20 protein-coding genes are annotated in these 25,018 nt (G+C 68.0%); 9 read left to right on the top strand and 11 right to left on the bottom strand.

The window, feature by feature from the left end; genetic code table 11:
* Positions 1 to 47: 47 nt before the first annotated feature.
* Complete coding sequence (locus HWX76_RS13980) at positions 48 to 1,865, bottom strand: methyl-accepting chemotaxis protein (protein ID WP_050016818.1); 1,818 nt, start codon at positions 1,863 to 1,865, stop codon at positions 48 to 50.
* A 28-nt stretch (positions 1,866 to 1,893) separates the two neighbouring features.
* On the opposite strand from HWX76_RS13980, the gene HWX76_RS13975 reads away from it, so the two are divergent.
* The 3 genes from HWX76_RS13975 to HWX76_RS13965 all read left to right on the top strand — a co-directional run bounded on the left by HWX76_RS13975 (position 1,894) and on the right by HWX76_RS13965 (position 5,919).
* Positions 1,894 to 2,190, top strand: a complete 297-nt coding sequence (locus HWX76_RS13975) for a hypothetical protein (RefSeq protein WP_143328942.1) — start codon at positions 1,894 to 1,896, stop codon at positions 2,188 to 2,190.
* Positions 2,187 to 3,773: a methyl-accepting chemotaxis protein gene (locus HWX76_RS13970; protein ID WP_176015950.1), complete on the top strand. Its 1,587-nt coding sequence runs from the start codon at positions 2,187 to 2,189 to the stop codon at positions 3,771 to 3,773. Before HWX76_RS13975 ends, HWX76_RS13970 begins: the two co-directional genes overlap by 4 nt.
* Before the next feature lie 184 nt (positions 3,774 to 3,957).
* Positions 3,958 to 5,919, top strand: coding sequence for a phosphatase PAP2 family protein (locus HWX76_RS13965; RefSeq protein WP_124555360.1), 1,962 nt, complete (start codon positions 3,958 to 3,960; stop codon positions 5,917 to 5,919).
* 34 nt (positions 5,920 to 5,953) lie between these two features.
* Here the strand turns inward: HWX76_RS13965 and HWX76_RS13960 are convergent, their stop codons facing one another.
* From HWX76_RS13960 to HWX76_RS13920, 9 genes are all read right to left on the bottom strand, one after another.
* Positions 5,954 to 6,184 carry a hypothetical protein gene (locus HWX76_RS13960; RefSeq protein ID WP_235356277.1) on the bottom strand — a complete coding sequence of 77 codons (231 nt, stop codon included), beginning with the start codon at positions 6,182 to 6,184 and terminating at the stop codon, positions 5,954 to 5,956.
* A gap of 65 nt (positions 6,185 to 6,249) precedes the next feature.
* The gene (locus HWX76_RS13955; protein ID WP_050016812.1) at positions 6,250 to 7,773 is read right to left on the bottom strand and encodes an altronate dehydratase family protein; all 1,524 of its coding nucleotides are present in this window, start codon (positions 7,771 to 7,773) and stop codon (positions 6,250 to 6,252) included.
* Entirely contained in the window at positions 7,770 to 8,933 is a 1,164-nt protein-coding gene (locus tag HWX76_RS13950; protein ID WP_176015949.1) for a mannitol dehydrogenase family protein, read from the bottom strand. Before HWX76_RS13950 ends, HWX76_RS13955 begins: the two co-directional genes overlap by 4 nt.
* 31 nt (positions 8,934 to 8,964) lie before the next feature.
* Positions 8,965 to 9,975, bottom strand: a complete 1,011-nt coding sequence (locus tag HWX76_RS13945) for a zinc-binding alcohol dehydrogenase family protein (protein ID WP_089490426.1) — start codon at positions 9,973 to 9,975, stop codon at positions 8,965 to 8,967.
* Positions 9,976 to 9,997: 22 nt separating this feature from the next.
* Positions 9,998 to 10,873, bottom strand: a complete 876-nt coding sequence (locus HWX76_RS13940; protein ID WP_176015948.1) for an amidohydrolase family protein — start codon at positions 10,871 to 10,873, stop codon at positions 9,998 to 10,000.
* A complete protein-coding gene (locus HWX76_RS13935; RefSeq protein WP_050016804.1) occupies positions 10,870 to 11,886 on the bottom strand; it encodes an aldo/keto reductase in 1,017 nt (338 codons plus the stop codon). Before HWX76_RS13935 ends, HWX76_RS13940 begins: the two co-directional genes overlap by 4 nt.
* Before the next feature lie 29 nt (positions 11,887 to 11,915).
* On the bottom strand, positions 11,916 to 12,863 hold the full coding sequence (locus HWX76_RS13930; protein WP_089490428.1) for an ABC transporter substrate-binding protein: 948 nt from the start codon (positions 12,861 to 12,863) through the stop codon (positions 11,916 to 11,918).
* Positions 12,864 to 12,905: 42 nt separating this feature from the next.
* Positions 12,906 to 13,937: an ABC transporter permease gene (locus HWX76_RS13925; protein ID WP_176015947.1), complete on the bottom strand. Its 1,032-nt coding sequence runs from the start codon at positions 13,935 to 13,937 to the stop codon at positions 12,906 to 12,908.
* On the bottom strand, positions 13,930 to 15,474 hold the full coding sequence (locus HWX76_RS13920; RefSeq protein ID WP_124630168.1) for a sugar ABC transporter ATP-binding protein: 1,545 nt from the start codon (positions 15,472 to 15,474) through the stop codon (positions 13,930 to 13,932). The genes HWX76_RS13925 and HWX76_RS13920 overlap by 8 nt, the downstream gene beginning before the upstream one ends.
* 233 nt (positions 15,475 to 15,707) lie before the next feature.
* On the opposite strand from HWX76_RS13920, the gene HWX76_RS13915 reads away from it, so the two are divergent.
* Entirely contained in the window at positions 15,708 to 16,409 is a 702-nt protein-coding gene (locus HWX76_RS13915; RefSeq protein ID WP_050016796.1) for a FadR/GntR family transcriptional regulator, read from the top strand.
* Positions 16,410 to 16,448: 39 nt separating this feature from the next.
* On the opposite strand, the gene HWX76_RS13910 is transcribed toward HWX76_RS13915, so the two are convergent.
* Positions 16,449 to 17,777, bottom strand: a complete 1,329-nt coding sequence (locus HWX76_RS13910; protein ID WP_176015946.1) for an MFS transporter — start codon at positions 17,775 to 17,777, stop codon at positions 16,449 to 16,451.
* 581 nt (positions 17,778 to 18,358) lie between these two features.
* On the opposite strand from HWX76_RS13910, the gene HWX76_RS13905 reads away from it, so the two are divergent.
* The 5 genes from HWX76_RS13905 (at position 18,359) to HWX76_RS13885 (ending at position 24,880) form a co-directional block, all read left to right on the top strand.
* Entirely contained in the window at positions 18,359 to 19,303 is a 945-nt protein-coding gene (locus tag HWX76_RS13905; RefSeq protein WP_089490430.1) for a helix-turn-helix domain-containing protein, read from the top strand.
* A gap of 288 nt (positions 19,304 to 19,591) precedes the next feature.
* Entirely contained in the window at positions 19,592 to 21,031 is a 1,440-nt protein-coding gene (locus HWX76_RS13900; protein WP_050016791.1) for an APC family permease, read from the top strand.
* Between the two features lie 261 nt (positions 21,032 to 21,292).
* Positions 21,293 to 22,738 (top strand): aldehyde dehydrogenase family protein, encoded by a 1,446-nt coding sequence (locus tag HWX76_RS13895; protein ID WP_176015945.1) that lies wholly within the window; start codon positions 21,293 to 21,295, stop codon positions 22,736 to 22,738.
* Between the two features lie 63 nt (positions 22,739 to 22,801).
* A complete protein-coding gene (locus HWX76_RS13890; RefSeq protein ID WP_050016787.1) occupies positions 22,802 to 24,166 on the top strand; it encodes an aspartate aminotransferase family protein in 1,365 nt (454 codons plus the stop codon).
* Positions 24,167 to 24,316: 150 nt separating this feature from the next.
* Entirely contained in the window at positions 24,317 to 24,880 is a 564-nt protein-coding gene (locus HWX76_RS13885; protein WP_124555370.1) for a cytochrome b/b6 domain-containing protein, read from the top strand.
* Positions 24,881 to 25,018 lie beyond the last annotated feature (138 nt).

Here is a 25,018-nt window from a genome sequence, read left to right as displayed (position 1 = left end):
GCCGCGCCGCATGAAACAGGGGCCCGCTGGCCCCGTCAATCAAACCCTCACACCGCCACCGCGCGCTCCGCCAGCTTGAACTCGCCCACCGTCTGCGCGAGCCGGGCCGCCTGCTCGCGCAGCGACGTCGCGGCTGCCGCCGATTGCTCGACGAGCGCCGCGTTCTGCTGCGTCGTGTCGTCGAGTTGCGACACCGCCTGATTCACCTGCTCGAGCCCCGTGCTCTGCTCCTTCGCGGCGACGCTGATCTCGGCGATCACGCTCGTGATGTTGCGCACGCCGTCGACGATCTCGTCCATCGTCGCCCCGGCCGTCTGGACGAGCCCGGAGCCGCCCTCGATCTTCTCGACCGACGAGTGGATCAACTGCTTGATTTCCCGCGCGGCCTGCGCGCTGCGCTGCGCGAGCGCACGCACCTCGCCGGCGACGACCGCGAAGCCGCGGCCGTGCTCGTTCGCGCGCGCCGCCTCGACGGCGGCGTTCAGCGCGAGAATGTTGGTCTGGAACGCGATGCCGTCGATCACGCCCACGATGTTGGCGATCTCTGCCGACGCCTGCGTGATGTCGTTCATCGTCGACACGACTTCGCGCACGACCGTGCCGCCCCGCAGCGCGACATCCGACGCCGATTCCGCCAGACGGTTCACCTGGCTCGCCGCATCGGCCGAGTTGCGCGCCGTGCCGGCGATCTCCTCCAACGCCGCGGCCGTTTCCTGCAGGCTCGACGCCGCGTGTTCGGTGCGGGCCGACAGATCCTGGTTGCCCTGCGCGATCTCGGCGCTCGCGAGGTTGACGGACGTGCTGAACGCGCGGATCTGCAGCAGGATCGCACTGATCTTCTCGGCGAACGCGTTGAACGCGCGCGCGATCTGCGCGGCTTCGTCCGCGCCGTCGGCCGGCAGGCGCTTCGTCAGGTCGCCGCTGCCGCTCGAGACGTCCGTGAGCGCGTCGCGCACCATCAGGATGCGCTTGAAGGCCGCGTTCGTCATCGCGCCGACGAGCGCGGCCGCGATGATGGCGACGATCACGATCGCCAGCAGCGTGGTCGTCGCGACCGCGCGCATGCCGGCCGTCACGTCGCCCTTGTCGAGCGCGAGCACCAGCGACCAGTCGGTGCCGACGATCGGTTGTGCGCGCATCAGCTTGGCGGCGCCGTCGATGTCGACCGCGACGGGCGCCGACGCCGTCTGCAGCGCGCCGAGGTGATCGGCATCGAGTTCCGGCGACAGGCCGGTGGCCGGCTTCATGATCAGGTCGGTCTTGGCCGACGCGATCACGCGCGCGCCCTTGTCCACCAGGAACGCGAAGCTCGCCGGCGTCGGGTGAACGGAGGTCACGATCGAGCTCACGTTCTCCATGAACAGGCTGGCCGCCAGCACGCCCTTCACCGCGCCGTCGCGCACCACCGGCACCGCGAACGCGACGGCCGGCTTGCCGCTTGTCGCATCACGGTAGAGCGCCGTCACGACCAGATGGCCCGCGCCGACGGCCTGCTTGTACCAGGGCCGCGCGGTCGGATCGTAGCCGGGCGCGAGCGGCACGTTCGAGAAGGCGGTCTTGTCCGGCAGGCCGAGCGTCAGCACCTCGAAGCCGCCCGACTTGCCGAGCAGCTTCAATGCCGGCACCGGATCGCCGTCGCCGATCGCGATCGTGTCCGCGAGCGCCTGGGTTTCGCGCGACCGGCTGGCCACCCATTCGTCGATCGCCAGCGCGTGGCCGGCGAGGATCGATTTGTGATTCTGGTCGATGGCCTCGTCGTTGTGGGTCTTGACGACGTAATAGACGAGCCCGCCGGTGACGGCCAGCGCCGTCACGACGATGGCGACACACGTCGCAAGTATCCGTGCGCGAATTGATGACAGCATGATGACTTCGGTCTCCGTTACCGCGTGATTGAAATGGATCGCTGAAAAGGGCGACCCTGATCCGTTTAACGGCACCGTCGGCGGGAAGTTGAGCGATGCCGGACGGACGGCGACCGGCACGGGTACGCCGAGGCAGAAACCGGTTGTGGCGCGCGAAAACGGAGCCGTTCGTCCGTTCGGCGTGACGAATGCGGAGCGCTGCCGGATTTTTTTGACGACAGGCAACCCGCAAACGATTGCCTCGAGCGACGGTCCTAAACTGTTCGTTCCCCGTTCCGTTAATCAGGAAATCTATTTAATACCCACAACTGGATTCTTCCTATGAACGATCGACGATTAACGGTTCGCACGAAGCTGATCATGGCTTTCGGACTTCTTACGTGCACGGTCGTGCTCGTCTCCGTCGTCGGCATCGTCTCGCTCGGCAACGCGAACGCGGCATTCGACCATTATGTCAACGGCATCAACGCCCGCGCGACCCTGGCGGACAAGGTGCTCGCCGCCGTCGACCGGCGCGCGATCGCCGCCCGCAACCAGGTCCTCGCGGCCAGCCCGCGCGATGCGGACATCGAGAAGGAAGCGGCGCTGCAGGCCGACCGCGAAGTCGGCGCGCTGATGGGCGAACTGACGAATGCGGTCCGCGAGGGGAGCGGCGCGTCCGACAAGTCTCGCGAACTGGTTCGGCAAATCGGGGCGATCGAGGCGCAGTACGGCCCCGTGGCGCGCGCCATCGTCGACGCGGCGGCGAACAACCGGCGCGATCAGGCGATCACGATGATCAACGAACAGTGTCGACCGCTGCTGGCGCAGCTTGTCGCGGCCACCGACACGTATGCGAAGTACTCGCGCTCGCGGGCCGACCAACTGGTGAAGGAATCGGACGACCGTTATACGTCGCGACGACTGATGCTGATCGCGATCTGCATCGCCGCCGCCGCCGCGGCCGCGATCTCGGGCGCCTTCATCACCCGCGGCCTGCTGCGCGCGCTGGGCACGGAGCCTGCCGTGCTCAGCGATATCGCCGGCCATATCGCCGCCGGCAATCTCGGCGCCGAAGCCGCGACCGGCGCCGCGCCGGCCGGCAGCGTGCTGGCTTCGATGCGCGACATGCAGGCAAACCTCATCCGCCTGATCTCGGAGGTTCGTACCGCATCGGGCAACGTCGCGACCGGCGCCGGCGAAATCGCGTCCGGCAACCAGGACCTGTCGTCCCGCACCGAACAGCAGGCCGCGTCGCTGCAGGAAACCGCGTCGAGCATGGAGCAATTGACGTCCACCGTGCGCCTGAACGCCGACAATGCGCAGCAGGCAAGCGGCCTCGCCAACAACGCATCGGAGGTCGCGCAGCGCGGCAGCTCGGCCGTCGGCCTGATGGTCGACACGATGACGGACATCAGCGCGAGTTCCGCCAAGATCGCCGAGATCACCGCGATCATCGAAGGGATCGCGTTCCAGACCAACATTCTCGCGCTCAACGCGGCCGTGGAGGCCGCCCGCGCCGGCGAACAGGGCCGCGGCTTCGCGGTGGTGGCGAGCGAAGTCCGAAGTCTTGCGCAGCGTTCGTCGAGCGCCGCGAAGGAAATTCGCGAGCTGATCTCGCAATCGGTCCGGAAAATCCAGGACGGCTCGCATATCGCGAACAACGCGGGCGATACGATGAGCGAGGTCACGCACGCGATTTCGCGCGTGACCGACATCATGGGCGAGATCGCCGCGGCGTCGAGCGAGCAGAGCCGCGGCATCGAGCAGGTCAATCTGGCCATCACGCAAATGGACGAGGTCACCCAGCAGAATGCGGCGCTCGTCGAGCAGGCGGCCGCCGCCTCGAAGTCGCTCGAGGAACAGGGAAACCGGCTTGCCGAGGCCGTCTCGCTGTTCCGGCTGGACACGCGCGCGGTGGGCGCGTAGGCCGGCGCCCTCTATCGATGACGGACGGCACATGAATTCCGCCGTCCGTCATGTTCAGCACCGGAAATTAACCAGATAGTGGGAATTTTCGCCCGCCGCATGCGACGCGAAACAATTCCGTAACGACCGCGTAACGATCGCTGACCACAATCCTCCGTCTTCTACCCTCAGGATGGAGTCTTGCATGTTTGCGTCACGAAGCCGTTTCCCGCTGCACGTCGCGGCATTGTCGAGTGCGATCGTTTTGGCTGCGTGCGGCGGCGGCGACGACGTCGCGTCGACCGCCACGATCGCCGCGGCCGTTCCGGCGCCGCCCGCCGACCCCGGCTTCGTCGACAGCGCGCCGATCCCGAGCGCGCCCGCTTTCGTCGACAACGTCGCGACCAACCAGCGCGGCGATGCGCGCTATGCGACGCTGTCGACCAACGCCGCGGTGCGCGTGTTGAGCCGTTTTCTCGATCTGTGGCAACCGGCGACGATGCTGGTCGACGCGGGCGTGACCGCGCCGGCGAACGGCGCGTTCCCGGCCATCTCGCCGTCGACCTGCTCCGGGCTGCCGAACAGCGGCGTGCCGTGCGGCACGATCCTGAACGATGCGGTGCTGTCGGCCAACGTGCAGTACGTGGTCAACGCGACGACCGCCCGCACGCCGCAGCAGGCCGATGCCGCGTACTACGACGACCGGCGCGGCAAGGGCTACAGCGTGACCGACGGCATGGGCCCGCTCACCGCCGCATGGCGCACCGCGGCCCAGCAGACCACCAGCATCACCAGCGTGCCCGCCGATGCGACGACCGTGCTGTACAACGATTCCGGCAACAACGTCGGCGTCGGCAGCAGCGGCGGCAACGCCAGCTTCGGGAAGGTCGTCGACCTGCTCAACGAAATGGGCAACAACGCGTCGACCGAACCGTCGAAGCGCTTCTTCAAATATGCGCGCCCGTACCGCTGGAGCAGCAGCGTCGTCGTCGCGCCGACGCTCGTGCCGGCCGAGAGCACGACGCCCGCGACCGACGGCGGCTTCATCAGCGGCCACACGGCCGAGGCGATGCGCGATGCGACGACGATGGCGTGGCTCGTGCCGGAACGCTTCCAGGAAATGGTCAGCCGCGGCCTCGAACTCGGCGAGAACCGGATCCTCGCCGGCATGCATTCGCCGCTCGACGTGATCGGCGGACGCATGCTCGCGCTGGCCGTCAGCGCGGCGAACCTGACCGCATACGCCGGCGACGCACAGGCCGCGTACACGCAAGCCCATCAGACGCTGCAACAACTGACGGGCACGAGCGCGACGACCTTCTCCGCATTCGCGCGCTCCGGCACGACGGCCACCGACCGGTTCGCCGACTACACGACGAACAAGACCGCATTCCTGCGCCGCATGACGTTCGGCTTCGGCGCGATCGAATCGACGAACGCGCCGCCGGTCGTGCCGAAGGGCGCGGAGATCCTGCTGCAGACGCGCTTTCCGTACCTGAGCGCCGACCAGCGGCGCGTCGTGCTGAAGACGACCGAGCTGCCGTCCGGCTATCCGGTGATGGACGACGCGGAAGGCTGGGGCCGCCTGAACCTGTTCGCGGCGGCCGACGGCTACGGCGCGTTCAACGGCAACGTGATCGTGTCGATGGACGCATCGCAAGGCGGGCTCAGTGCTGCCGACCTGTGGCGCAACGACGTCGCGGGCGCCGGCAAGCTGACGCTGCAAGGCAGCGGCACGCTGACGCTGGCGGGCAACAACGCGTACACGGGCGGCACGCAGGTGAGCGGCGGCACGCTGGCGGCCGCGTCGCCGACGGCGTTCGGCAAAGGCGACGTGTACGTCGGCCCGGGCGGCAGCGTGCGGATCGCGGCCGCCGCGCCGGTGACGATCGCGACCCGCTACACGCAGCTCGACAACACGACGCTCGAACTCGATATCGACGGCAACGGCGGTGGGCGTCTGCGCGTGGGCGGGCCGCTCACCGTCACGGGCGGCACGCTGCACGTGACATTCGTGAACGGCTACGCACCGAAGGCCGGCGACACGATCGCGCTGATCGACGGCGCGGCGGCGGCCGCGAAGTTCGCGACGGTGACGGTCGACGGGTTCAAGGCCACGCCGGTCTACACCGCGACGGGCGTGTCGATCACGCTGTCGGCGGCGTAACCGGCAGCGAAGCTCGATCCTGCAACGGCGCCGCTCACGGGCAAAGCCGCGTACCGAAGCGCCGTTGCAGTTCGATGATCGTCGGCAGGTTGAAATCGTGGACGTCCGGCGCGGCGCCGCCCTGCCGCCGGCTAACCTCGACACTGAGTTCCAGCGCACGCGCGCGCGTCTCGGCGAGCAACCTCAGCGCCTCGCCGAGCAAGCCCTTCTCGAGTTCCGATAGCGAGCCGTCCTGATCGATTTCGCCGATCGTCGGCTCGCGCATGCGGGTTTCCATCGCGGCTTCTCCTTCGCTGTCCGATTGCGCGCGGTCGCACGTCGCGTCGCGCATCACATGACCGCGCCGCGCAGCCACGGCACGAATTCGCGTTCGCCGATGCCGTTGTCCTCGCTGCGGGATCTGCGTCCGGACGCGACGTCGAGCATCAGCCGGAACAGCCGTTCGCCCGCTTCATCGACCGTCAGCGAACCGGCGACGATCCCGCCGCTGTCGAAATCCATGTCCGATTGCATCCGCTCGAACAGACCGGTCGTCGTCGCGATCTTGATCGTCGGCACCGGCTTCGAGCCGAACACCGAACCGCGGCCCGTCGTGAAGCACACGAGATTCGCGCCGCCGGCGATCTGCCCGGTGGCCGACACCGGGTCGTAACCGGGCGTATCCATGAACACGAGCCCGGCCTGCCGCACCGGCTCCGCATAGTCGTAGACCGCGCGCAGCGGCGAGCGGCCGCCCTTCGACACCGCGCCGAGCGACTTCTCGAGAATCGTCGTGATGCCGCCGGCGAGGTTGCCGGGCGACGGGTTGTTGTTCATTTCGCCGCCGTCGTCGGCGACGTAGCGCTCCCACCACTGCAACCGGCCGAGCAGACGCTCGGCCACGTCGCGCGACGCCGCGCGCGCGATCAGCAGATGCTCGGCGCCGTAGATCTCGGGCGTCTCGGACAGAATCGCGGTGCCGCCGTTGCGGACCAGCAAGTCGACGGCCGCGCCGAGCGCCGGATTCGCGGTGATGCCCGAGTAGCCGTCGGAGCCGCCGCATTGCAGGCCGACCGTCAGCCGCGAGGCCGGCACGGCGCTGCGACGCGCACCGTCGGCCGCCTCCACCAGTTCACGCACGATCGACACGCCTTTGGCCACGGTGTCGCGCACGCCGCCCTCGTCCTGGATCACCAGCGTGCGCACGGTGCCGGGCGCGGCCGCGTCGAGCCGTTGCGCGAGCGCGCCGACCTGGTTGACTTCGCAACCAAGGCCGACGAGCAGCACGCCCGCAAAATTCGGGTTCCGTGCATAGCCGACGAGCGTGCGCCGCAGCAGTTCGATGCCGTCCCCGGTCGCGGACATCCCGCAGCCGCTCTGATGGGTGATCGCGACGACGCCGTCGACGTGACCGAACGCATCGAGCGCGCCGTGCCGGTAGGCATCGGCGATCGCATGGCAGACGCTCGCCGAACAATTGACGCTCGCGATCACGCCGACGTAGTTGCGGGTCCCCACGCTGCCGTCGGGCCGCACGAATCCGTCGAAGGTATCGCGGCGATCCGTCGCCACGTCGTGCGCGTCGCCGACGAGCCCGTCGTCGTGCGCATGCCGCTCGGGCATCCCGACGTTGTGCACGTGCACGTGCTCGCCCGCGGCGATGTCGCGCAGCGCGACGCCGATCGGCTGCCCGCATTTGACGATCGCGCTGCCGCGCGCGATCGGCGCGGTGGCGACCTTGTGGCCGGCCGGTACCGCGTCCGCCAGCCGCAACGGTGCGCCGTGCACGTCGATTGGCACGTCCGGCGCCAGCGCGTCGAGTGCGACGGCGACGTTGTCGTTGCCGTGAAGGATCACGACTGCCGGTTGCTTCACGATGTATTTCTCCCAGTGGTTGCGATGCCGGCCGGCTCATAGCGGGCGACGAGTTGCCGCAAGCGCGGTTGGTCGGCCGGCACCGCCAGCGAATCGGCGAGCGCGAGCAGCGGCTCGATCCGCCGCGCCACCTTCTCGCGATGGTTGACCGCGATATCGGCGATGCGATGCGCGAGAAACGGATTCAGAAAGCGCTCGCGCACGCTGTCGACGTAGCGTTCGGCCGTTTCGCGCAGGCCGAGCGCGACGAACACCGGCGCGACTTCGTCCCGCCACACGGCTTCGAGACCGTCGCGCAGCCGCGCATCGTTCATCGCGTTCAGCACCGTTTCCGATGCGTCGCGCCCGGCCGCGAGCCACTGTTCCGCGAGCCAGCTGTGCCCGAGATTGAGGAAGAACAGCTTCAGCCGCTCGTGGCTGCGCAAATCGTCGGTGACGACGATCTGTGCATGCCGGCACGGCAGCGCCATGCCCGCACGTCGTTCGATCGCCCATAGCGCATACGGCTCCGCGATCGCGCCGACCGGATGAAGCGGCTCGGACACGATGCGGTCGACGAGCGAGTTGACCCACACGCAGCGGTTGCCCAGATAGTCGGCGAACGCGCCGGGCAGCCGCCACCGGCGTGCGAGGTCCAGCACGATGTCGCGCAGCGTGTCGCCGTTGTTCGTCACCAGTTCGCAAGGCAGGATGGACACGCCGTCATCGGGCCGCACCTGCCAGCGCGCATGCAGCAGCGCGAGCAGCTTCGCCGGAAAGCCGTGCGGCGCTTGCCCGGGTTGGGCCAGCAGGTCCACGGTGTCGCGCGGATCGGCACGATAGCCTGCGTCGCCGGTGTTCGACACGATGGCGCGCACCGTCTCGATCGCGGCCCCGCGTATCTCCGCCCAGTCGCGCTCGGCGTCCCACGCGCGATGCACGGCGCGGCACTCGACGACTTCGTCGACCACGCCGCCGCGCTCGCGCCCGCGAATCCGCACCGGATAGCGGCCGGTGGCACGCAGCGCGTCGATGCGGGCGCGGCTGGCCGGATTGCCGGTCGTCTGCACGATACCGATGCCGCCCATCGCGTGGGCATCGTCCAGCGCCTGCGAGACGAACAGGTCGACGTGCGCGAGCAGGAAGCGGCTCGTGCCGAATTGCAGGATCGGCGGCGTCATCGCGTGCGCTCCGCGTGCCGGATTCGCTGGATCAGCATTCGACGAGCGCCTTCACGACGGTCTGCCCTGCATCCAGCAGACGCGGCAGCGCGTCCGGCACCTCGTCGAGCCGCATCCGGTGCGTGTTCAGCGCGCGGTCGGGAATCCTCCCTGCCCGCATCGCGTCGAGCACCGTCGCGAAATCCTCGGCCGTCGCGTTGCGGCTCGCGAGCAGCGTCGTTTCCCGTTTGTGGAATTCGGGATCCGAAAACGCGACGTGCCCGCGCACGATCGAGATCAACGTGTATTTGCCGCCATGCGCGACGAATTCGAAACCGCGATTCATCGCATCGAGGTTGCCGGTCGCGTCGAACACCGCATCGAAATACTCGCCGTTCGTCAGCGCGGCGAGACGCGCCGCGTCGCCTTCCCCCACCTCAACCGCCGCATCGACCGCCAGATGCTGGCGGCAAAACGCGAGCCGGTCGGCCCGCGTGTCGAGGCACGTGACGTCGGCGCCGCGCAGCTTCGCGAAGATCATCGCGGCCATGCCGATCGGCCCGGCGCCGACGACCAGCGCGCGCTGCCCGGCACGGACGTCCGCGCGCCGCACCGCATGCGCGCCGATCGCGAGAAATTCCAGCATCGCCGCCTGGTCGAGCGAAATGCCGTCGGCCTTGTGGACGAACTGCGCGGGCACGCTCAGGTATTCGGCCAACGCCCCGTCGCGATGCACGCCGAGCACCTTGATGTTCACGCAACAGTTCGTGTTGCCGTGACGGCATGCGACGCAGTGTCCGCACGACAGATACGGCATCACGTATACCGCATCGCCGGCGCCGAGCCCCGACGCCGGCTCCGCGTCGACGACGACCGCCGAAAGCTCGTGGCCCATCACGCGCGGATAGTCGAGGTACGGCTGGTTGCCGGTAAAGATGTGCAGGTCGGTGCCGCAGATGCCGACCCGTTGCACGCGCAACAACACTTCGCCGCTGCCGCGCACGGGCGGTTCGCGATGCTGCACGCGCAGCACGCCGGGGGATTCGCAAATCACGCTGAGCATGTCGGGGTCCTTTCGTTCTGGTTCATTCGTCGTGGCGTGCGGTGTCGATCCGGTAGAAGCGGCGCGCGTTGCCGCCGAAGAGGCCGTCCAGCGCCGCGGCGCCGAGCAACCGCGCGCAATCGTCCTCGCACGCGGCCAGCCATTCGCCGTAGCCGCCGCATGCCGACGCGAGCCGCAGCACCGGCCAGTCGCTGCCCCACATCAGGCGCGTCGGCCCGAACAGATCGGCCAGCGCATCGACATACGGCCGCGTGCGCGCGCGCACCGCATCCGGGCCGGCCGACGGCCCCGCTTCGGTCCAGAGGCCGGACAGCTTGCAGTGAAGGCTCGGCAGGCGCGCGAGCCGGCTCATCGCCGACAGCCACGGCTGCAATTCGCCGCGCTCGATGAACGGCTTCGCGCCGTGGTCGATCACGATCGGCAGATCCGGATGGCGTCGCGCGAACGCATGCAGCGCATCGAGATGACGCGGCATCACCAGCGCATCGAAACCGAGCGCATGCTTGCGCATCGCGGCGACCGCGCGATCCAGCCGCGGATCGTCGATCCACGCGTCGTCCGGCAGATCCTGCAGCATCGGTCGCAAGCCGCGCGCCTTCGGCGCGGATGCAAACGCCGCGATTCGCGCCGGTGCGTCGTCGGCCTTCAGGTCGACCCAGCCGACCACCGCGCCGACGCTCGGCGTTTCAGCCGCGAGATCGAGCAGAAAGCGCGTATCGGCTTCGCTCGGCAGCGACTGCACGAGGACGGTGGTGTCGATGCGCGCCGCGTCGAGCAGCGGCGCGAGATCGGCCGGGCCGAAGTCCCGGTGAATCGCATCGAGTTCGGCCGGCGGCCAGCAACCGGCTCGCGCACCGATGCGCCAGTAATGCTGATGGGCGTCGATCCGTGCGGTCATGCGCGTGCTCCCGGCACCGGCGCGTGCGCATCGATCAGACCTTCGTCGCGCAGCGCATCCCACAGCTCGGCCGGCGCGGGGCGCTCGAACCAGTCGATGTTCTGCTTCAACTGGGCCACGCTGCGCGCGCCGACCACGCACGACACGACGGCCGGATGGCCGAACGGAAATTGCAACGCAGCGGCGGGAAGCGGCACGTCGAAGCGGTTGCACAGCGCGCCGAGCCGCGTGGCCTTGTCGATCACGTCGGCGCTCGCGTCCGCATAGTTGAACTTGCCGTTGCCGGCGAGCAGGCCGGAATTGAACACGCCGCCGATCACGATCGCCGTCCCGTCACGCGCGCACGCGTCGAGCAGCGGTTCGAGCGCCGTCTGTTCGAGCAGCGTATAGCGGCCGGCCAGCAGCACCGCATCGAGTTCCGCTTCGTTCCGCGCGTCGGCCGCGACTTCCCATTCGTTTACGCCGAGACCGAACGCGCCGATCTCGCCGCCCGCACGCAGCGCGTCGAGCGCGCGAAACCCGCCGCCACGCGTCAACTGTTCCCAGTAGTGCGCGTGACGATCGCCGTGCGTCATCGCGCCGATGTCGTGCACGTACAGCATGTCGACGCGCGCGAGCCCGAGCCGCTGCCGGCTGTCGTCGTGCGAGCGCATGATCCCGTCGTAGCTGTAGTCGTAGACCGGCCGGAACGGCAGCGGCTCGGCCCAGCCGTCGTCGCCCGGCTGCACGCTGGCGTCGGCGCGCATCAGCCGCCCGACCTTCGTGCTGAGCGTGAACGCGCGGCGCTCGCGCGGGGCGAGGCCGGCCCCCACGCGCCGCTCGGACAGCGTGTAGCCGTAATACGGCGCGGTGTCGAAATAGCGCAGGCCGGCCGCCCACGCGGCGTCGACGAGCGCGGCGGCATCGGCGGCCGACATCGGCCGATAAAGGCCGCCGAGCTGCGAGCAGCCGAGGCCGAGCGCGGACACCGTCAGCCCGCTGCGCGGCAAGGTGCGCGTATCGTTTGCGTTCATGAGGCGTGACTGGATGCGGGGTAAAGGGATCAGTACAGGACGTTCTTCGCGGCTTGCGAATCGAGATTCTGCTTGTCGACCATCACGACGCCGGTATCGATCAGCTTCGGCGCGGGCTTGCGCTCGATCACGTCGAGCGCGGTACGCACGCCCTGGTTCCCCATCTGCCACGAGCCCTGCACGGCGATCGCCTGCACAGTGCCGTCGCGCACGAAGCCCTGCAAGTCCTCGTTGCCGTCGAAGCCGATCGCCACCACCTTGCCCGCCTTGCCGGACTGCTTCAGCGCCCGGCCCATGCCGACCGCGGTCGGCTCGTTCGCGCCGAAGATGCCCTTCAGGTCCGGGTTCGCCGACAGCACGTCGGTCGTCTGGTTCAGCGCGGTCGCCATTTGCGATTGCGAGTAGTAGGGGCCTACGACCTGCAGCTTCGAATGGCTCTCGAGGTACTTGCGGAACCCGCCGACGCGGCTGACCTCGGACCCCGCGCCCGGCACGTACGACATGATCGCGATCTTGCCGGACTGCCCGATGCGGTCGATCAGCGCCTTCGCGCACAGCGCGCCCGCCTTTTCGTTGTCGGTCGACAGGAACGCCTGGTAGTACGGCTTGCCGGCGTCCGCGATCGCCGAATCGATCAGCACGACGGGAATGTGCGCTTCCCACGCCTTCTTGATCGCGGGCACGAGCGCATCGGGATCGGACGGCGCGAGCACGATGCCCGCCACGTGACGCGTGACCGCGTTGTCGACCATGTTGACCTGCCCGCTGATATCGGACTCGGCCGCCGGGCCCTGGAACGTCATCGTGTAGCCCTTGGCGCCGTCGAGCGCCGCCTTCGCGCCCTTCTGCACGTTCTGCCAGTAGTTCGAATTGACCGTCTTGACGATCACCGCGATCTCGCCGCCCGCCGCATGCGCGCCGCTGCTGCATACCGCGAATACGCACGCCGATGCCGCCAGCAGGATGGATTTGTTCATGTCTCGCTCCGCTTCTCGTTGGTATGGACTGCTTGCTGCCGGTCAGGGCCGGCGATTGCGCAACTGGTCGGTCCACACCGTGCCGAGGATCACGACGCCGATGATGATCTGCTGGATGAAGCTCGACACGCCGTTCATGTTCAGGCCGTTGCGCAGCACGCCGATCACGAACGCGCCGATCGCCGTGCCGGAAATCGTGCCGACGCCGCCCATCAGCGACGTGCCGCCGATGACCGAACTGGCGATCGCGTCGAGCTCGTACATCACGCCTTCGTTCGGCTGCCCGGTGACGAGCCGCGACATCAGCACGCAGCCGGTCACGCCCGCGAGTGCGCCGGACAGCACGTAGGTGAACAGCTTCACGCCCTGCACGTTCACGCCCGACAGCCGCGCGGCTTCCGCGTTCGACCCGACCGCGTAGATATGCCGGCCGAGCGACGTTCTCGACAGCAGCACGGACACCACGACGAACAGCACGACCATGATCACGACCGGATACGGGATGCCGGGAAAGGTCGTGTCGGGGAACCCGTCCGCGCCGATGTGCGAGATCCGCAGCAGCGCGCCGTTGCCGAGCGCGCCGAACGCGTCGCCGAGATCCGAGACCGGCCGCGCGCCGGTGATCTGCAGCGCGATGCCGCGCGCGACGAGCATCATGCCGAGCGTCGCGATGAACGGCGGCAGGCCCATCTGCGTCACGCAGATGCCGTTGACGAGCCCGCACAGCGCGCCGACCAGGATGCCGGCCGCCATCGCGGCGGGCACCGGCACGCCGGCCTTGACCAGCAGCGCCGCGCACACGCCGGCCAGCGCGAGCACCGAGCCGACCGACAGGTCGATGCCGCCGGTGATGATCACGCAGGTGGCGGCCACGCCCAGATAGGCGATCGACGTGACCTGCAGGCCGACCGTCATCAGGTTGTCGACCGAGAAGAACGCCGCGCTCGATATCGAGAACGCGAACACGAGCACGACGAGACTGCCCAGCGCCGCGAACTTCTGGATCAGGTCGCGCCGCCGCTGTCGCGCCGCCCGTTCGTCGGCCTGGCTTCGATCGGATGTCATTTCAAGCATGGGAACGCCCCGACGCGTAGTGCATGATCTCCTCCTGACTGGTGTGTTGAGTGTCGAGCAACGCGGTCAATCGACCTTCGTGAAACACGGCGATCCGGTCGGTCATGCCAAGCAGTTCGGGCAATTCCGAACTGATCAGCACCACGCCGACGCCGTCAGCGGCGAGCCGGTCCATCAACCCGTAGATCGCGAATTTCGCGCCGACGTCGATGCCGCGCGTCGGCTCGTCGAAGAACAGGATCTTCGAGCCGCGGTACAGCCATTTGCCGATGACGACCTTCTGCTGGTTGCCGCCGGACAGGTTGCGCACGCGCTGGTGCACCGACGGCGTGCGAATCGCGAGGTCCTGCACGTAGCGGCGCGCGACGTCGAGCTCGTCGTCGAAGCGCAGGAATCCGAAGCGTGACGTGATGCCGCGCACGTTCGCGAGCGTGAGGTTCGCCGCGACGGGCATCGGCAGCGCGAGCCCCTCCTTCTTGCGGTCCTCCGACAGATACGCGATGCCGTGCCGGATCGCCTCGCGCGGCGAGCGGATCGTCACGGGCCGGCCGTGCAGCGCGATCGTGCCGCCGTCAATGCGATCCGCGCCGAAGATCGCGCGGGCGATCTCGGTGCGCCCGGCGCCCATCAATCCCGCGAAACCGAGGATCTCGCCGCGGCGCAGCGCGAACGACACCGGCCCGAACACGCCGTCGCGGCGCAGGTCGCGCACGTCGAGCAGCACGTCGTCCGTCGGCACCGATTGCCGCGACGGATACGCGTCGTCGAGCGTACGTCCGACCATGCGCGCGACGATGTCGTCGATGCTCACGTCGGCGAAATCGTCCGTCGAGATGTGACGCCCGTCGCGCAGCACCGTCACGCGATCGACGATCTGCGCCATTTCGTCGAGCCGGTGCGAGATATACAGAATCGCCACGCCGTCGGCGCGCAGTTCCTCGATGATCCGAAACAGCTGCACCGTCTCCGCTTCCGTCAGCGACGACGTGGGCTCGTCCATGATCAGCACGCGCGCATCGTGCGACAGCGCCTTCGCGATCTCGACCATCTGCTGCTGCGCGATGGACAGCACGCCGACCTTCGTCGTCGGGGCCACGTTCAGCCCGATGCGCGCGATGCAGCGCGTCGCATCCGCGTTCATCCGTTTCGTATCGACGAACGGCCCGCGCCGCGGCTCGCGTGCGAGGAACAGGTTCTCCGCCACGCTCAGGTGCGGGACGAGATTGAGTTCCTGGTGAATGATCGAGATGCCGGCCGCCTGCGCTTCGGAAGCCGAACGAAATCGCACCGGCGCGCCGCGATAGTGAACGACGCCGTCGTCGGGCAGGTACTGGCCGCTGATGATCTTCATCAGCGTGGATTTGCCCGCGCCGTTCTCGCCGCACACCGCATGCACCTCGCCGCGGCGCAGGTCGAGGCGAATCCCGTCGAGCGCGAGGACGCCCGGGAAGCGCTTGCGAATCCCGTCCAGGCGCAGGATCTCCCGGTCGGCTTCGTCGTGCGCGGCCTGACCGGGCAGATTGCGAGGCATTGCCATTGCGTCTCCTTGGGGTGGATCGACCGCGGCACTATCTGGTCAGTCCAATTTGGATGAATTACAGCAATCAAACCAACTTTGGTCAAGCCAATTTAACTATCTACATCCGATCTTACCAATAGTGAAAACCCCGACATCCGGATGATCCCGCTGCCACACGGGGCAAAGCGGCAGGCGTGATAGACTCCGCGACACGCGCTTGCGCCGAAAGCGCATTGATCCCTATCACTCGTATGAAATCGACAGAACCCAAGCGGCTTTACCAATCGGTCGCGGCCCAGATCGTCGCGTTGATTCGCCAGGGCGAATTCGCGATCGGCGAGCGGCTGCCGCCGGAGCGGGAGCTGGCGCTGACGCTCGGCGTATCGCGCCCGTCGCTGCGCGAAGCGCTGATCGCGCTGGAAATCGGCGGGCAGATCGAGATCCGGATGGGCTCCGGCGTGTATGTGCGCGACACGGCGGCCGACGCGGTCGGCCCGATGGCCACGCTCGGCGACAGTCCGTCGGAATTGATGCAGGCGCGCGCGGCCGTCGAGGGCAGCGTCGCCGCGCTGGCCGCCGCGCGGATGACGGCCGCGATGCTCGAGCGCCTGCGCCGCACGGTGCAGCGCATGAAGCGGCTCGCGGAGGCCGGCAAATCCCCGGTCGAAGCCGACCGGCAGTTCCACATGCTGATCGCGGAAGCCGCCGGCAATTCGGTGCTCACCCGCTTCGTCGGCGAGCTGTTCGACAGCCGCCACGACCCGATCGCGACCGCGATGCGCGGCCATGCGGAGAATCCGCAGACGTGGACGGCCGCCGTGCGCGAGCACGAGGACGTGCTCGTCGCGTTGCAGGCCGGCGATCCGATCGCGGCCCAGACGGCCATTCGCGCGCACCTTCGCGCGTCGGAAGCGCGGTGGATCGAGGGTGGGCTGAAAGCCGATCCGGATTGAGCGGGCGCCGGCGCGCGTCGGCGAGGGCGCGGCAACGCGCTATTCGACGCCCTGCCACGCGGCCCGTTCGCTCGTCGTGCGGCGCGACGGCAGCGTGCGCGGCACCAGGCTCGTCACCAGCACCGCGCCGACCACCAGCAGCCCCGCGACCACCGCGAACCCGGCATACGGCGCGCCGGTACGTGCGAACAGGATGCCGACCAGCCACGAACTGAACGCGCCGCCGAGCGAACCCAGCATGCTGATCACCGCGATGCCGGCTGCCGCCGCGCGGCCGGTCAGCTGGGCAGCCGGAATCGTCCAGAACACGATCGGCACGGTGAACGCGCACAGCTGCGCGATCGCCAGCAACGCGACGGTGACTCCTACATGGCCGACCGAGAAGCGCAGGAGCAGCAGACTGCACGCGGTGACGAGCATGCAAGCCACCGTATGCCAGCGGCGCTCGCCGTATCGGTCGGAACTCCATGCGATCGCCACGTTGCCGATCATCGTGAACATGGAAATCAATCCGGACAACCAACCGATTCCGGTAACGCTCGCGACCCCGGCCGCCTTCAGCACCGTGGGCGACCAGAACGTCACCGTCCCCATCCCGACGTAGACGCAGAAATAGATCGCCGCCAGCCCCAGCACGCGCGCGTGGCGAACGATGTCGAGCACGCCCGTTCGGTCATGGCCGACCACGGCCGACGCCCGCTCCGCGTCCAGATCGCGCAACAGCGCCTGCCGGTCCGCAGGCGACAGCCATGCCGCCCGTTCCGGCCGGTCGCTCAGCATCAGCGGCGCAACCAGCCCGAGCGCAATGGCCGGCAATCCCTCGATCAGGAACAGCCACTGCCATCCGCGCAACCCCATCGTGTCCTGCAGGTGCGCCATGATCCAGCCGGACAGCGGTCCGCCGATCATCCCCGCGACCGGAACGGCGAGCAGCAGCACGCTGTTGACGCGGGCGCGCACCCTGTCCGGAAACCAGTACGACAGGTACAGGATCAGGCCCGGAAAGAAGCCGGCCTCGGCGGCGCCGAGCAGAAACCGCACCACGTACAGCGACACGCTGCCGGTCACGAACATCTGCGCGACCGTGCACAGGCCCCACAGCACCATGATCCGCATCAGCGTGCGGCTCGCGCCGATGCGCGCCAGCAGCAGGTTGCTCGGCACCTCGAACGCGGCGTAACTGATGAAGAAGATGGCCGTCGCGGAGCCGAATACGGCTTCGCTCAAGCCGAGATCCTGCAGAAACTGCAGCTTGGCGAACCCGATGTTGACGCGATCGATGAAGTTGACGACGTAGCAGACGAACAGAAACGGAATCACGCGCAGCGCGATCCGGCGATACAACAAGGCAGGGGGTGACTCGGACATGGACCGCTCCCGGTATGTGGACAGGCGTCACGAACAGGCGAGGCGTTGCGGGGTAATTATACAAATCCCGTATTTCGGGATTTATCGGTAGTTAACACGAGAGGAGGCGTCGTGCGTGCCCTGGGCCATGACGTGAATCGGCATTCGACAGTTTTGTAAGAAAATACCGATGGTGCGCGATCGTGTTGACCATGAAGCCCCCGTTACTCGGCAGCGCATGACGCCATGTTCAAACCCCACCGCAAAAATAAATTTAATCCCCTATAATGAGATTTTGAAAAATAGAGTTGCCAATGACATTCGTCAGTCGATATCGTCCGGCACCCCCGAATTTCTTTCGGTTTGGCTATGCGCCGCCGCCTTCCGCGGGCCGCTCGCTCGACAAACGCCACCGGACTTTTCGATCGCGTCACGCGGTGTTTTTTTCTGGATATGATCGTCGGCGGGACTGACCGCGTCGCACCGCGCGTTCGGAAAGCCATCCGGGCGGCGCGCGCATGGCGCGATCGCGCTGCCCGCGCCGGCAGCATGAGCCGGCTTCGGCCGGCATCGAATTTGAAACGGGATGCATTCGCCACGCCATGAACCTGCGCGCTGAAACACTGTGCTTCTCGGATGTGTTCCTCCATTCCCAGGCGATCGTGAACTGGTCGCAGCACTACGACCAGATCAGTCCGGGCACCGCGACGACCACGCTGCGCCAGGTCGCCGGCCAGCGTTTTCACGTCTTTCGCGAACGCATCAACCAGCGCGTGATGCAGCACGGCCTCGCGCCGCGCGACCGGCTCTGCTTCGCGCTGCCGATCGCCAGTGCGGTCGCGCCCGTGGTCCAGGGGCGCACCGTCGAGCGGCCGAGCCTGCTGACGCTGCGCGGCGGCGAGGAATTCGTCGCCCACCTGCCGTGCGACACCGAGGTGCTCGCGTTCACGATCGACCGCACGCTCGCGGCCGATAGCGAGGTGGACGAACTCGCGAACCTGCCCGCACGTTTCCTGAAGCAGCCGGTGCTGCCGATCTCGCCCGCGCGCTACCGCAACGCGCTGGACGGCCTCGAACGCGTGCTCGGCCAGGCGCTCGACAGCGGTTCGCTCACCGCGCGCGATGCGTTCGACGAACGCGTGCTCGCGCACAGTCTGGTCGGCATCCTGCTCGACCTCGTGCAGCCCGACGACCCGGATGCCGGTGCGCTGCCGTCGGCCTCGACGCAAAGCTACATCGTGCGGCGCAGCCAGGAAATCGCGCTGGAATCCGACGACGTACCGACGGTCATCGATCTCTGTCATCACCTGCGGATCAGCCGCCGCACGCTGCAATACAGCTTTCAGAACGTGGTCGGCACCACGCCGACCGCCTATCTCCGCTCGATCCGGCTGAACGCCGTGCGCCGCTTCCTGATGACGACGCCCGACACGATGCGGATCGGCGACGCGGCGGCGCAATTCGGCTTTTGCCACTTCGGACGCTTCTCCGCGTACTACCAGCAGCATTTCCACGAACTGCCGTCGCACACGCCGCGCCTGAGCTGAGCCCGCAACAGACGCATGGCGGCGTCGCATCCGGGTAATCCCCTGCCGCCCCCGCCCATGCGGATTGCCGATTACGGACAACGCCCGTTTTTTCGGCACCGTAAATTTTGTCGTCGGCCCTGCTCGATGCGCTGCACCGCATCGAGCGGCCGTCCAAGCGCATACCTGTGTCGTCGGCGGAGGTCGGCATCGATTGCCGGCACGTCAGGATCGGCGCGCGGCACGGGGATATCGATCAGGCATGCCGGTGTCGACTCCTGACGGACGAGCCGGCCAGCGGGACCCATCATGAACGAATCGTCACCCCGGTCCGAAGCGGGGCTCAGCAAGAACGCCGTCGGACTCTCCCACATCGTCTTCTTCGTCGTCGCCGCGGCCGCGCCGCTCACCGCGATGGTCGGCGCGACGCCCGCGGCATTCTCGCTCGGCAACGGCCCCGGCGTGCCCGGCGTATTCGTGCTGGCCGGCGTCATGTACCTGATCTTCAGCATCGGCTATGCGGCGATGAGCCGGCACATCTCCAATGCGGGCGCGTTCTACGCGTACATCGCGAACGGGCTCGGACGCCCCGCCGGCGTGGGCGGCGCGTTCGTCGCGATCGTCGCGTACAACGCGGTGCAGATCGCGATCTACTGCATGTTCGGCTTCTTTCTGAACGACAGCATCCAGCGGCACTACGGCGTCGACGTGCCGTGGTGGGCGTTCGCGCTCGCGTGCGTCGTCGCGGTCCACTTCTGCGGCGCGCGGCGCATCGAGTTCAGCGGCCGGCTGCTCGGCATGCTGATGATCGGCGAAATCGCGATCGTGATGCTGCTCGATCTCGCGATCGTCGTGCACGGCGCGAGTGCCGGCGGCTTCAGCGCGAAACCGTTCAGCCCCGCGATGGTGTTCGCGCCCGGGCTCGGCACCGCGCTCGTGTTCGTGCTCGGCTCGTACATGGGCTTCGAGGCGACCGCGATCTTCTCCGAGGAGGCGCGCGACCCGAAGCGCACGATTCCGCGCGCCACCTACCTCGCCGTGATCCTCATCATGGCGTTCTACGCGCTGTCGTCGTGGGCGATCGTCGAGGCGTGGGGCGAGCGCGCGATCGCCGCGCAGGCCGCGCGCGATCCGGCCAATCTGTGGTTTGCCGTCAGCGGCCGGCTGCTCGGCAGCATCGCGACGGACGCGATGAACGTGCTGCTCGTCACGAGCCTGTTCGCGGCCATCCTGTCGTTCCACAACACGATCACGCGCTATTTCTACGCGATGGGCCGCGAACGCGTGCTGTGGCGCAAGCTCGGCCATACGTGCCCGGTGCATCGTTGCCCGGACGTCGCCGGCAAGGTGCAGACGCTGATCGCGCTCGCGGCCATCGCCGGGTCGGCCGCGTTCCGCCTCGATCCGTTCGCGGTCGTGTTCTCGTGGATGAGCGCGCTGGCCACGATCGGCATCATCGCGGTGCAGATCCTGGTGGCGGCGTCGGTGATCGCGTTCTTCGCGCGCGATCACCGCGACGCCGGCGTCGTGCACCGCCTGATCGCGCCGCTCGTCAGCGTGATCGCGCTCGGCGCGTGCCTCGTGCTCGTCGTGCGCAACCTGTCCGTGCTGAGCGGATCGGATTCGACCTTCGTCGCGATGTTTCCGTATTTCCTCGTCGCCGTCGGTGCGCTCGGCATCCGCGCCGCGCTGCGGTTGAAGCGCAGCGACCCGGACCTGTATCGCGAACTCGGGCGCGCCGCCCAGTAGCCGCCGACCGGACGGTGCCGCGCCGCACCGTCGTCTCGTTGTTCACTCCCCGAGCATTCCCCGCTGCCAACGTGACGCGCGATGCGTCGCGCCGGCACGGGTATTCCCTATCCCGATCGCGCCGCAACGATTGCCGATAGCGGACAAGGCGCGCGTTTTCATCGACATACAGTGAATGCGACGTCGAAGCCTGACGGTGGCCGTTGTCATCGCCCTCACCCGTTCGGCCCGACGATTCGCCCCTGGGAAACACGGAACACCATGATGAAAATTCAGAATCTGATCGACGGCAGGCATTGCGACGCAGCGGCCGGCCGTACCTTCGAAAAGCTGGCGCCGGCGACCGGCGACTACGTGGCCGCCGTGCCCGCATCGACCGCCGAAGACGTCGATCGCGCGGTGCGTGCCGCGCACGCCGCGCTGCACGGCGACGCGTGGGCCCGCGCGGGCGGCTCGGCCCGCGCGCGCTGGCTGCTTCGGCTCGCGGACCTGGTCGAGCGCGACCGTGACGCACTGGCGGAATGCCTGGCCGTCGAACAAGGGCGCCCGCTTGCCGAGATGCGGATGATGGACCTGCCGATGTGCATCGACACGCTGCGCTATTTCGCCGGCTGGGCCGACAAGCTCGAGGGCCGCACGATTCCGACCGACGGCTTCATGGGCCGCCCGACGCTCAGCTACACGCGGCGCGCGCCGGTGGGCGTCGCCGGTCAGATCATCCCGTGGAACGCGCCGTTGATGATCGCGGTGTGGAAGCTCGCGCCGGCGCTCGCGGCCGGCTGTCCGGTGGTCATCAAGCCGTCGGAGGACACGCCGCTGGCCGTCGCCCGGCTCGGCGAACTCGTCTGCGAAGCCGGCCTGCCCGCCGGGGTCGTCAACATCGTCCACGGCGTCGGCGCGGAAGTCGGCGCCGCGCTGGTCGCGCACCCGCTCGTGAACAAGATCAGTTTCACCGGCAGCACCGAAGTCGGCCGCACGATCGCGGGCGTGGCAGCGAAGACCTTCAAGCGCGTCACGCTCGAACTCGGCGGCAAGGCCGCGCAGATCGTGTTTGCGGATGTCGATCTCGACCGGGCGATTCCGTCGCTGATGGCCGGCATGTTCGCGAACCAGGGGCAGACGTGCGCGGCCGGCTCGCGCGTGCTCGCACATCGCTCGATCGCGCAGGCGCTCGAAGAACGGCTTGCCGACGCAGCTCGCGCGATGCGCGTCGGTCCGCCGTCGGAGCCCGGCGTACAGATGGGTGCGCTGATCAACCCGCGCCACCTCGCGCGGGTACGCGCGCTCGTCGACGGCGCGCTCGCCGAAGGCGCGGTGATGCTCGCCGGCGACGAACAGGTGCCGCCGCGCGGCTGCTTCATGCGCCCGACGATTCTGGGCGGCGTTCATCCGGGCATGCGGATCGCCCGCGACGAGGTGTTCGGCCCGGTCGGCATGGTGATGCCGTTCGAGACCGAGGACGACGCCGTCCGCATCGCCAACGACACGCCGTTCGGTCTCTCCGCTTCGGTGTGGACGCAGGACGTCGGCACCGCGCACCGCGTCGCCGAGCGGCTCGACGTCGGCGCGGTCGCGATCAATGCGTGGAGCCCGATCGACGCGCGCCTGCCGTGGGGCGGCACCAAGCAAAGCGGGATCGGGCGCGACCTGTCGAAGGCCGCGCTCGATTCGTATCTCGAGGAAAAGATCGTCACCGCAGCCCTGTGACCCGACGGCGCACACCGCGCCCCAACCCTGTTCAAGTACTTCGCAAGAGAGACGAGAGACACCATGGACTATCAAAAGCGTCAAAAACGATTCTGGCACCCGATGAGCTCGGCGGCCGCCGGGCATACGACTCCCACCGTGATCATCGAGCGCGGCGACGGCAACTACGTGTACGACGTCGACGGCCACCGCATGCTCGACGGCGTCGGCGGACTGTGGAACGTCAACGTCGGCCACAACCGGCCGGAAGTGAAAAGCGCGATCGCGCGGCAGATGGACGCGCTGTCGTACTACCAGACCTTCGACGGCGTCGCCCATCCGCGCGTCTACGATCTGGCCGACCGCCTGTGCGCGATGTTCGCGCAGGAAGACATGCAGCGGGTGATGTTCGGCAGCGGCGGCTCCGACGCGATCGAGACCGCGCTCAAGATGGCGCGCCAGTACTGGGTCGCCGCGGGCGAGCCGTCGCGCACGAAATTCCTGTCGCTGCGCAACGGCTATCACGGCGTGCACATGGGCGGCACGTCGATCGGCGGCAACGGCGTCTACCATTACAATCATGGCCCGCTGCTGCCCGGCTGCGTGCTGCTCGACACGCCCTGGCTCTATCGCAATCCGTGGAATTGCGACGATCCGCAACAACTCGTCGAGCACTGCATCCGGCAGCTCGAGGAAACGATCGCGTTCCACGGCCCGCAGACCATCGCCGCGTTCGTCGCCGAACCGGTGCAGGGCGCCGGCGGCCTGATCGTCCCGCCGGCCGATTACTGGGCGCGCGTGCGGGCCGTGTGCGACCGTAACGGCATCCTGCTGATCGCGGACGAGGTGGTCACCGGCTTCGGCCGCACCGGCAGCCTGCTCGGCAGCCGCGGCTGGGGCGTCGCCGCCGACATCCTGTGCGTCGCCAAGGGCATTTCCGCCGGCTACGTGCCGCTCGGCGCGACGCTGTACAACGGGCGCATCGCCGACGCGATCGAACATGGCGCGGGCTTCTCGCACGTGGTCATGCACGGCTATACGTACAGCGGGCATCCGCTCGCGTGCGCCGCGTCGCTCGCGGTGCTCGACATCGTCGAGGCCGAGGATCTGCCGGGCAATGCGGCACGGGTCGGCCAGCGCCTGCTCGAGCAATTGCTGCCGCTGAAGGCCGACTTCGAGACCGTCGGCGACGTCCGCGGCAAGGGACTGATGCTGGCGCTCGACCTGGTGACCGACAAGGCCAGCCGCACGCCGCTCGATCCGGGCAAGGGGTTCGCCGCCCGCGTGGCCGATGCCGCGCGCCGGCGCGGCGTGCTGGTGCGGGCGATCGCGAACAAGGTGGTGATGTCGCCGCCGCTGACGCTGCAGCCAGGCGAAGCCGACTTCATGGCCGTGACGCTGCGCGAGGCGTTGCAGGAGTGCTGCGCGGATTCGCGCGCGATCGCCTGAGCGCGCGAACCGGCCCGGCGCACGGGCCTTTCGTCGAAGGCTCGTGCGCATCGCCATCCGGCCTCGGTTCGACGAAGATCGCCGCGGGGCGCCGAAGTCGACGATCGGCATCCCGCGTGCCCCGTTTCGTTTAAAAGGAAGACAAATCAAATGGAAAACCAGGCCATCGCATTCCCCGCGGAGAAATACCCGCTCGCGCTTCGGCTGCTGCACTGGGTCAGGGCGATCCTGATCGGCGCGCAGCTGTGGACCGGCTGGACGATGGTCCGGCTCGACGACAACCTGCCGGCCAAGTTCGACTGGTATTACCCGACGCACAAGGAGTTCGGCGTGCTCACGCTGCTGGTGGTCGTCACGCAACTGGCGATTCGCTCGATGAAGCCGTTGCCGCCGCTGCCTTCCACGCTGCCGACGCTCGATCGCACGCTCGCGAAGATCGGCCATTACCTGCTGTATGCGCTCGCGATCATCGTGCCGCTGATGGGCTATTCGATGTCCAGCACGTATACGCAGAGCGACGGCGTACCGTTCTTCTTTTTCCGCGTACCCGAGCTGCTGCCGAAGAACGACCATTGGTTCGAGGCGTTTCAATGGCTGCACAAAACGCTCGCCTATACGTTGCTCGCGCTCATCGTACTGCATGTGCTTGGCGCGCTGAAACACCGGTTCTTCGACCGCAACCCGGAAAACGACGTGCTGCGGCGGATGCTGTAACGCCGCCGCCACGCGGAACCGCGCGCCCGGCGAGGTTCCGCATTCGGTCCGCCCGATCGCGGCGGGTCTCTTTTCTTCAAATTTAATATTTCGTTTTACTAACGACAAGCGGACCCGCTACACGCGTCCGGTGCTGAC

Origin of the sequence: Burkholderia sp. BCC0398, assembly GCF_902833245.1 — a bacterium.
GTDB classification, from domain to species: Bacteria; Pseudomonadota; Gammaproteobacteria; order Burkholderiales; family Burkholderiaceae; genus Burkholderia; species Burkholderia sola.
Note: the sequence above shows the minus strand (reverse complement) of the source record. Positions and strands in the feature narration are given on the sequence as shown.

Bases quoted from the DNA above. Each gene is read 5' to 3' on its own strand.
- HWX76_RS13980 (WP_050016818.1), bottom strand. From the start codon at position 1,865: ATGCTGTCATCAATTCGCGCACGGATACTTGCGACGTGTGTCGCCATC.
- HWX76_RS13970 (WP_176015950.1), top strand. From the start codon at position 2,187: ATGAACGATCGACGATTAACGGTTCGCACGAAGCTGATCATGGCTTTC.
- HWX76_RS13965 (WP_124555360.1), top strand. From the start codon at position 3,958: ATGTTTGCGTCACGAAGCCGTTTCCCGCTGCACGTCGCGGCATTGTCG.
- HWX76_RS13960 (WP_235356277.1), bottom strand. From the start codon at position 6,184: ATGCGCGAGCCGACGATCGGCGAAATCGATCAGGACGGCTCGCTATCG.
- HWX76_RS13950 (WP_176015949.1), bottom strand. From the start codon at position 8,933: ATGACGCCGCCGATCCTGCAATTCGGCACGAGCCGCTTCCTGCTCGCG.
- HWX76_RS13945 (WP_089490426.1), bottom strand. From the start codon at position 9,975: ATGCTCAGCGTGATTTGCGAATCCCCCGGCGTGCTGCGCGTGCAGCAT.
- HWX76_RS13940 (WP_176015948.1), bottom strand. From the start codon at position 10,873: ATGACCGCACGGATCGACGCCCATCAGCATTACTGGCGCATCGGTGCG.
- HWX76_RS13935 (WP_050016804.1), bottom strand. From the start codon at position 11,886: ATGAACGCAAACGATACGCGCACCTTGCCGCGCAGCGGGCTGACGGTG.
- HWX76_RS13930 (WP_089490428.1), bottom strand. From the start codon at position 12,863: ATGAACAAATCCATCCTGCTGGCGGCATCGGCGTGCGTATTCGCGGTA.
- HWX76_RS13925 (WP_176015947.1), bottom strand. From the start codon at position 13,937: ATGCTTGAAATGACATCCGATCGAAGCCAGGCCGACGAACGGGCGGCG.
- HWX76_RS13920 (WP_124630168.1), bottom strand. From the start codon at position 15,474: ATGGCAATGCCTCGCAATCTGCCCGGTCAGGCCGCGCACGACGAAGCC.
- HWX76_RS13915 (WP_050016796.1), top strand. From the start codon at position 15,708: ATGAAATCGACAGAACCCAAGCGGCTTTACCAATCGGTCGCGGCCCAG.
- HWX76_RS13910 (WP_176015946.1), bottom strand. From the start codon at position 17,777: ATGTCCGAGTCACCCCCTGCCTTGTTGTATCGCCGGATCGCGCTGCGC.
- HWX76_RS13905 (WP_089490430.1), top strand. From the start codon at position 18,359: ATGAACCTGCGCGCTGAAACACTGTGCTTCTCGGATGTGTTCCTCCAT.
- HWX76_RS13900 (WP_050016791.1), top strand. From the start codon at position 19,592: ATGAACGAATCGTCACCCCGGTCCGAAGCGGGGCTCAGCAAGAACGCC.
- HWX76_RS13895 (WP_176015945.1), top strand. From the start codon at position 21,293: ATGATGAAAATTCAGAATCTGATCGACGGCAGGCATTGCGACGCAGCG.
- HWX76_RS13890 (WP_050016787.1), top strand. From the start codon at position 22,802: ATGGACTATCAAAAGCGTCAAAAACGATTCTGGCACCCGATGAGCTCG.
- HWX76_RS13885 (WP_124555370.1), top strand. From the start codon at position 24,317: ATGGAAAACCAGGCCATCGCATTCCCCGCGGAGAAATACCCGCTCGCG.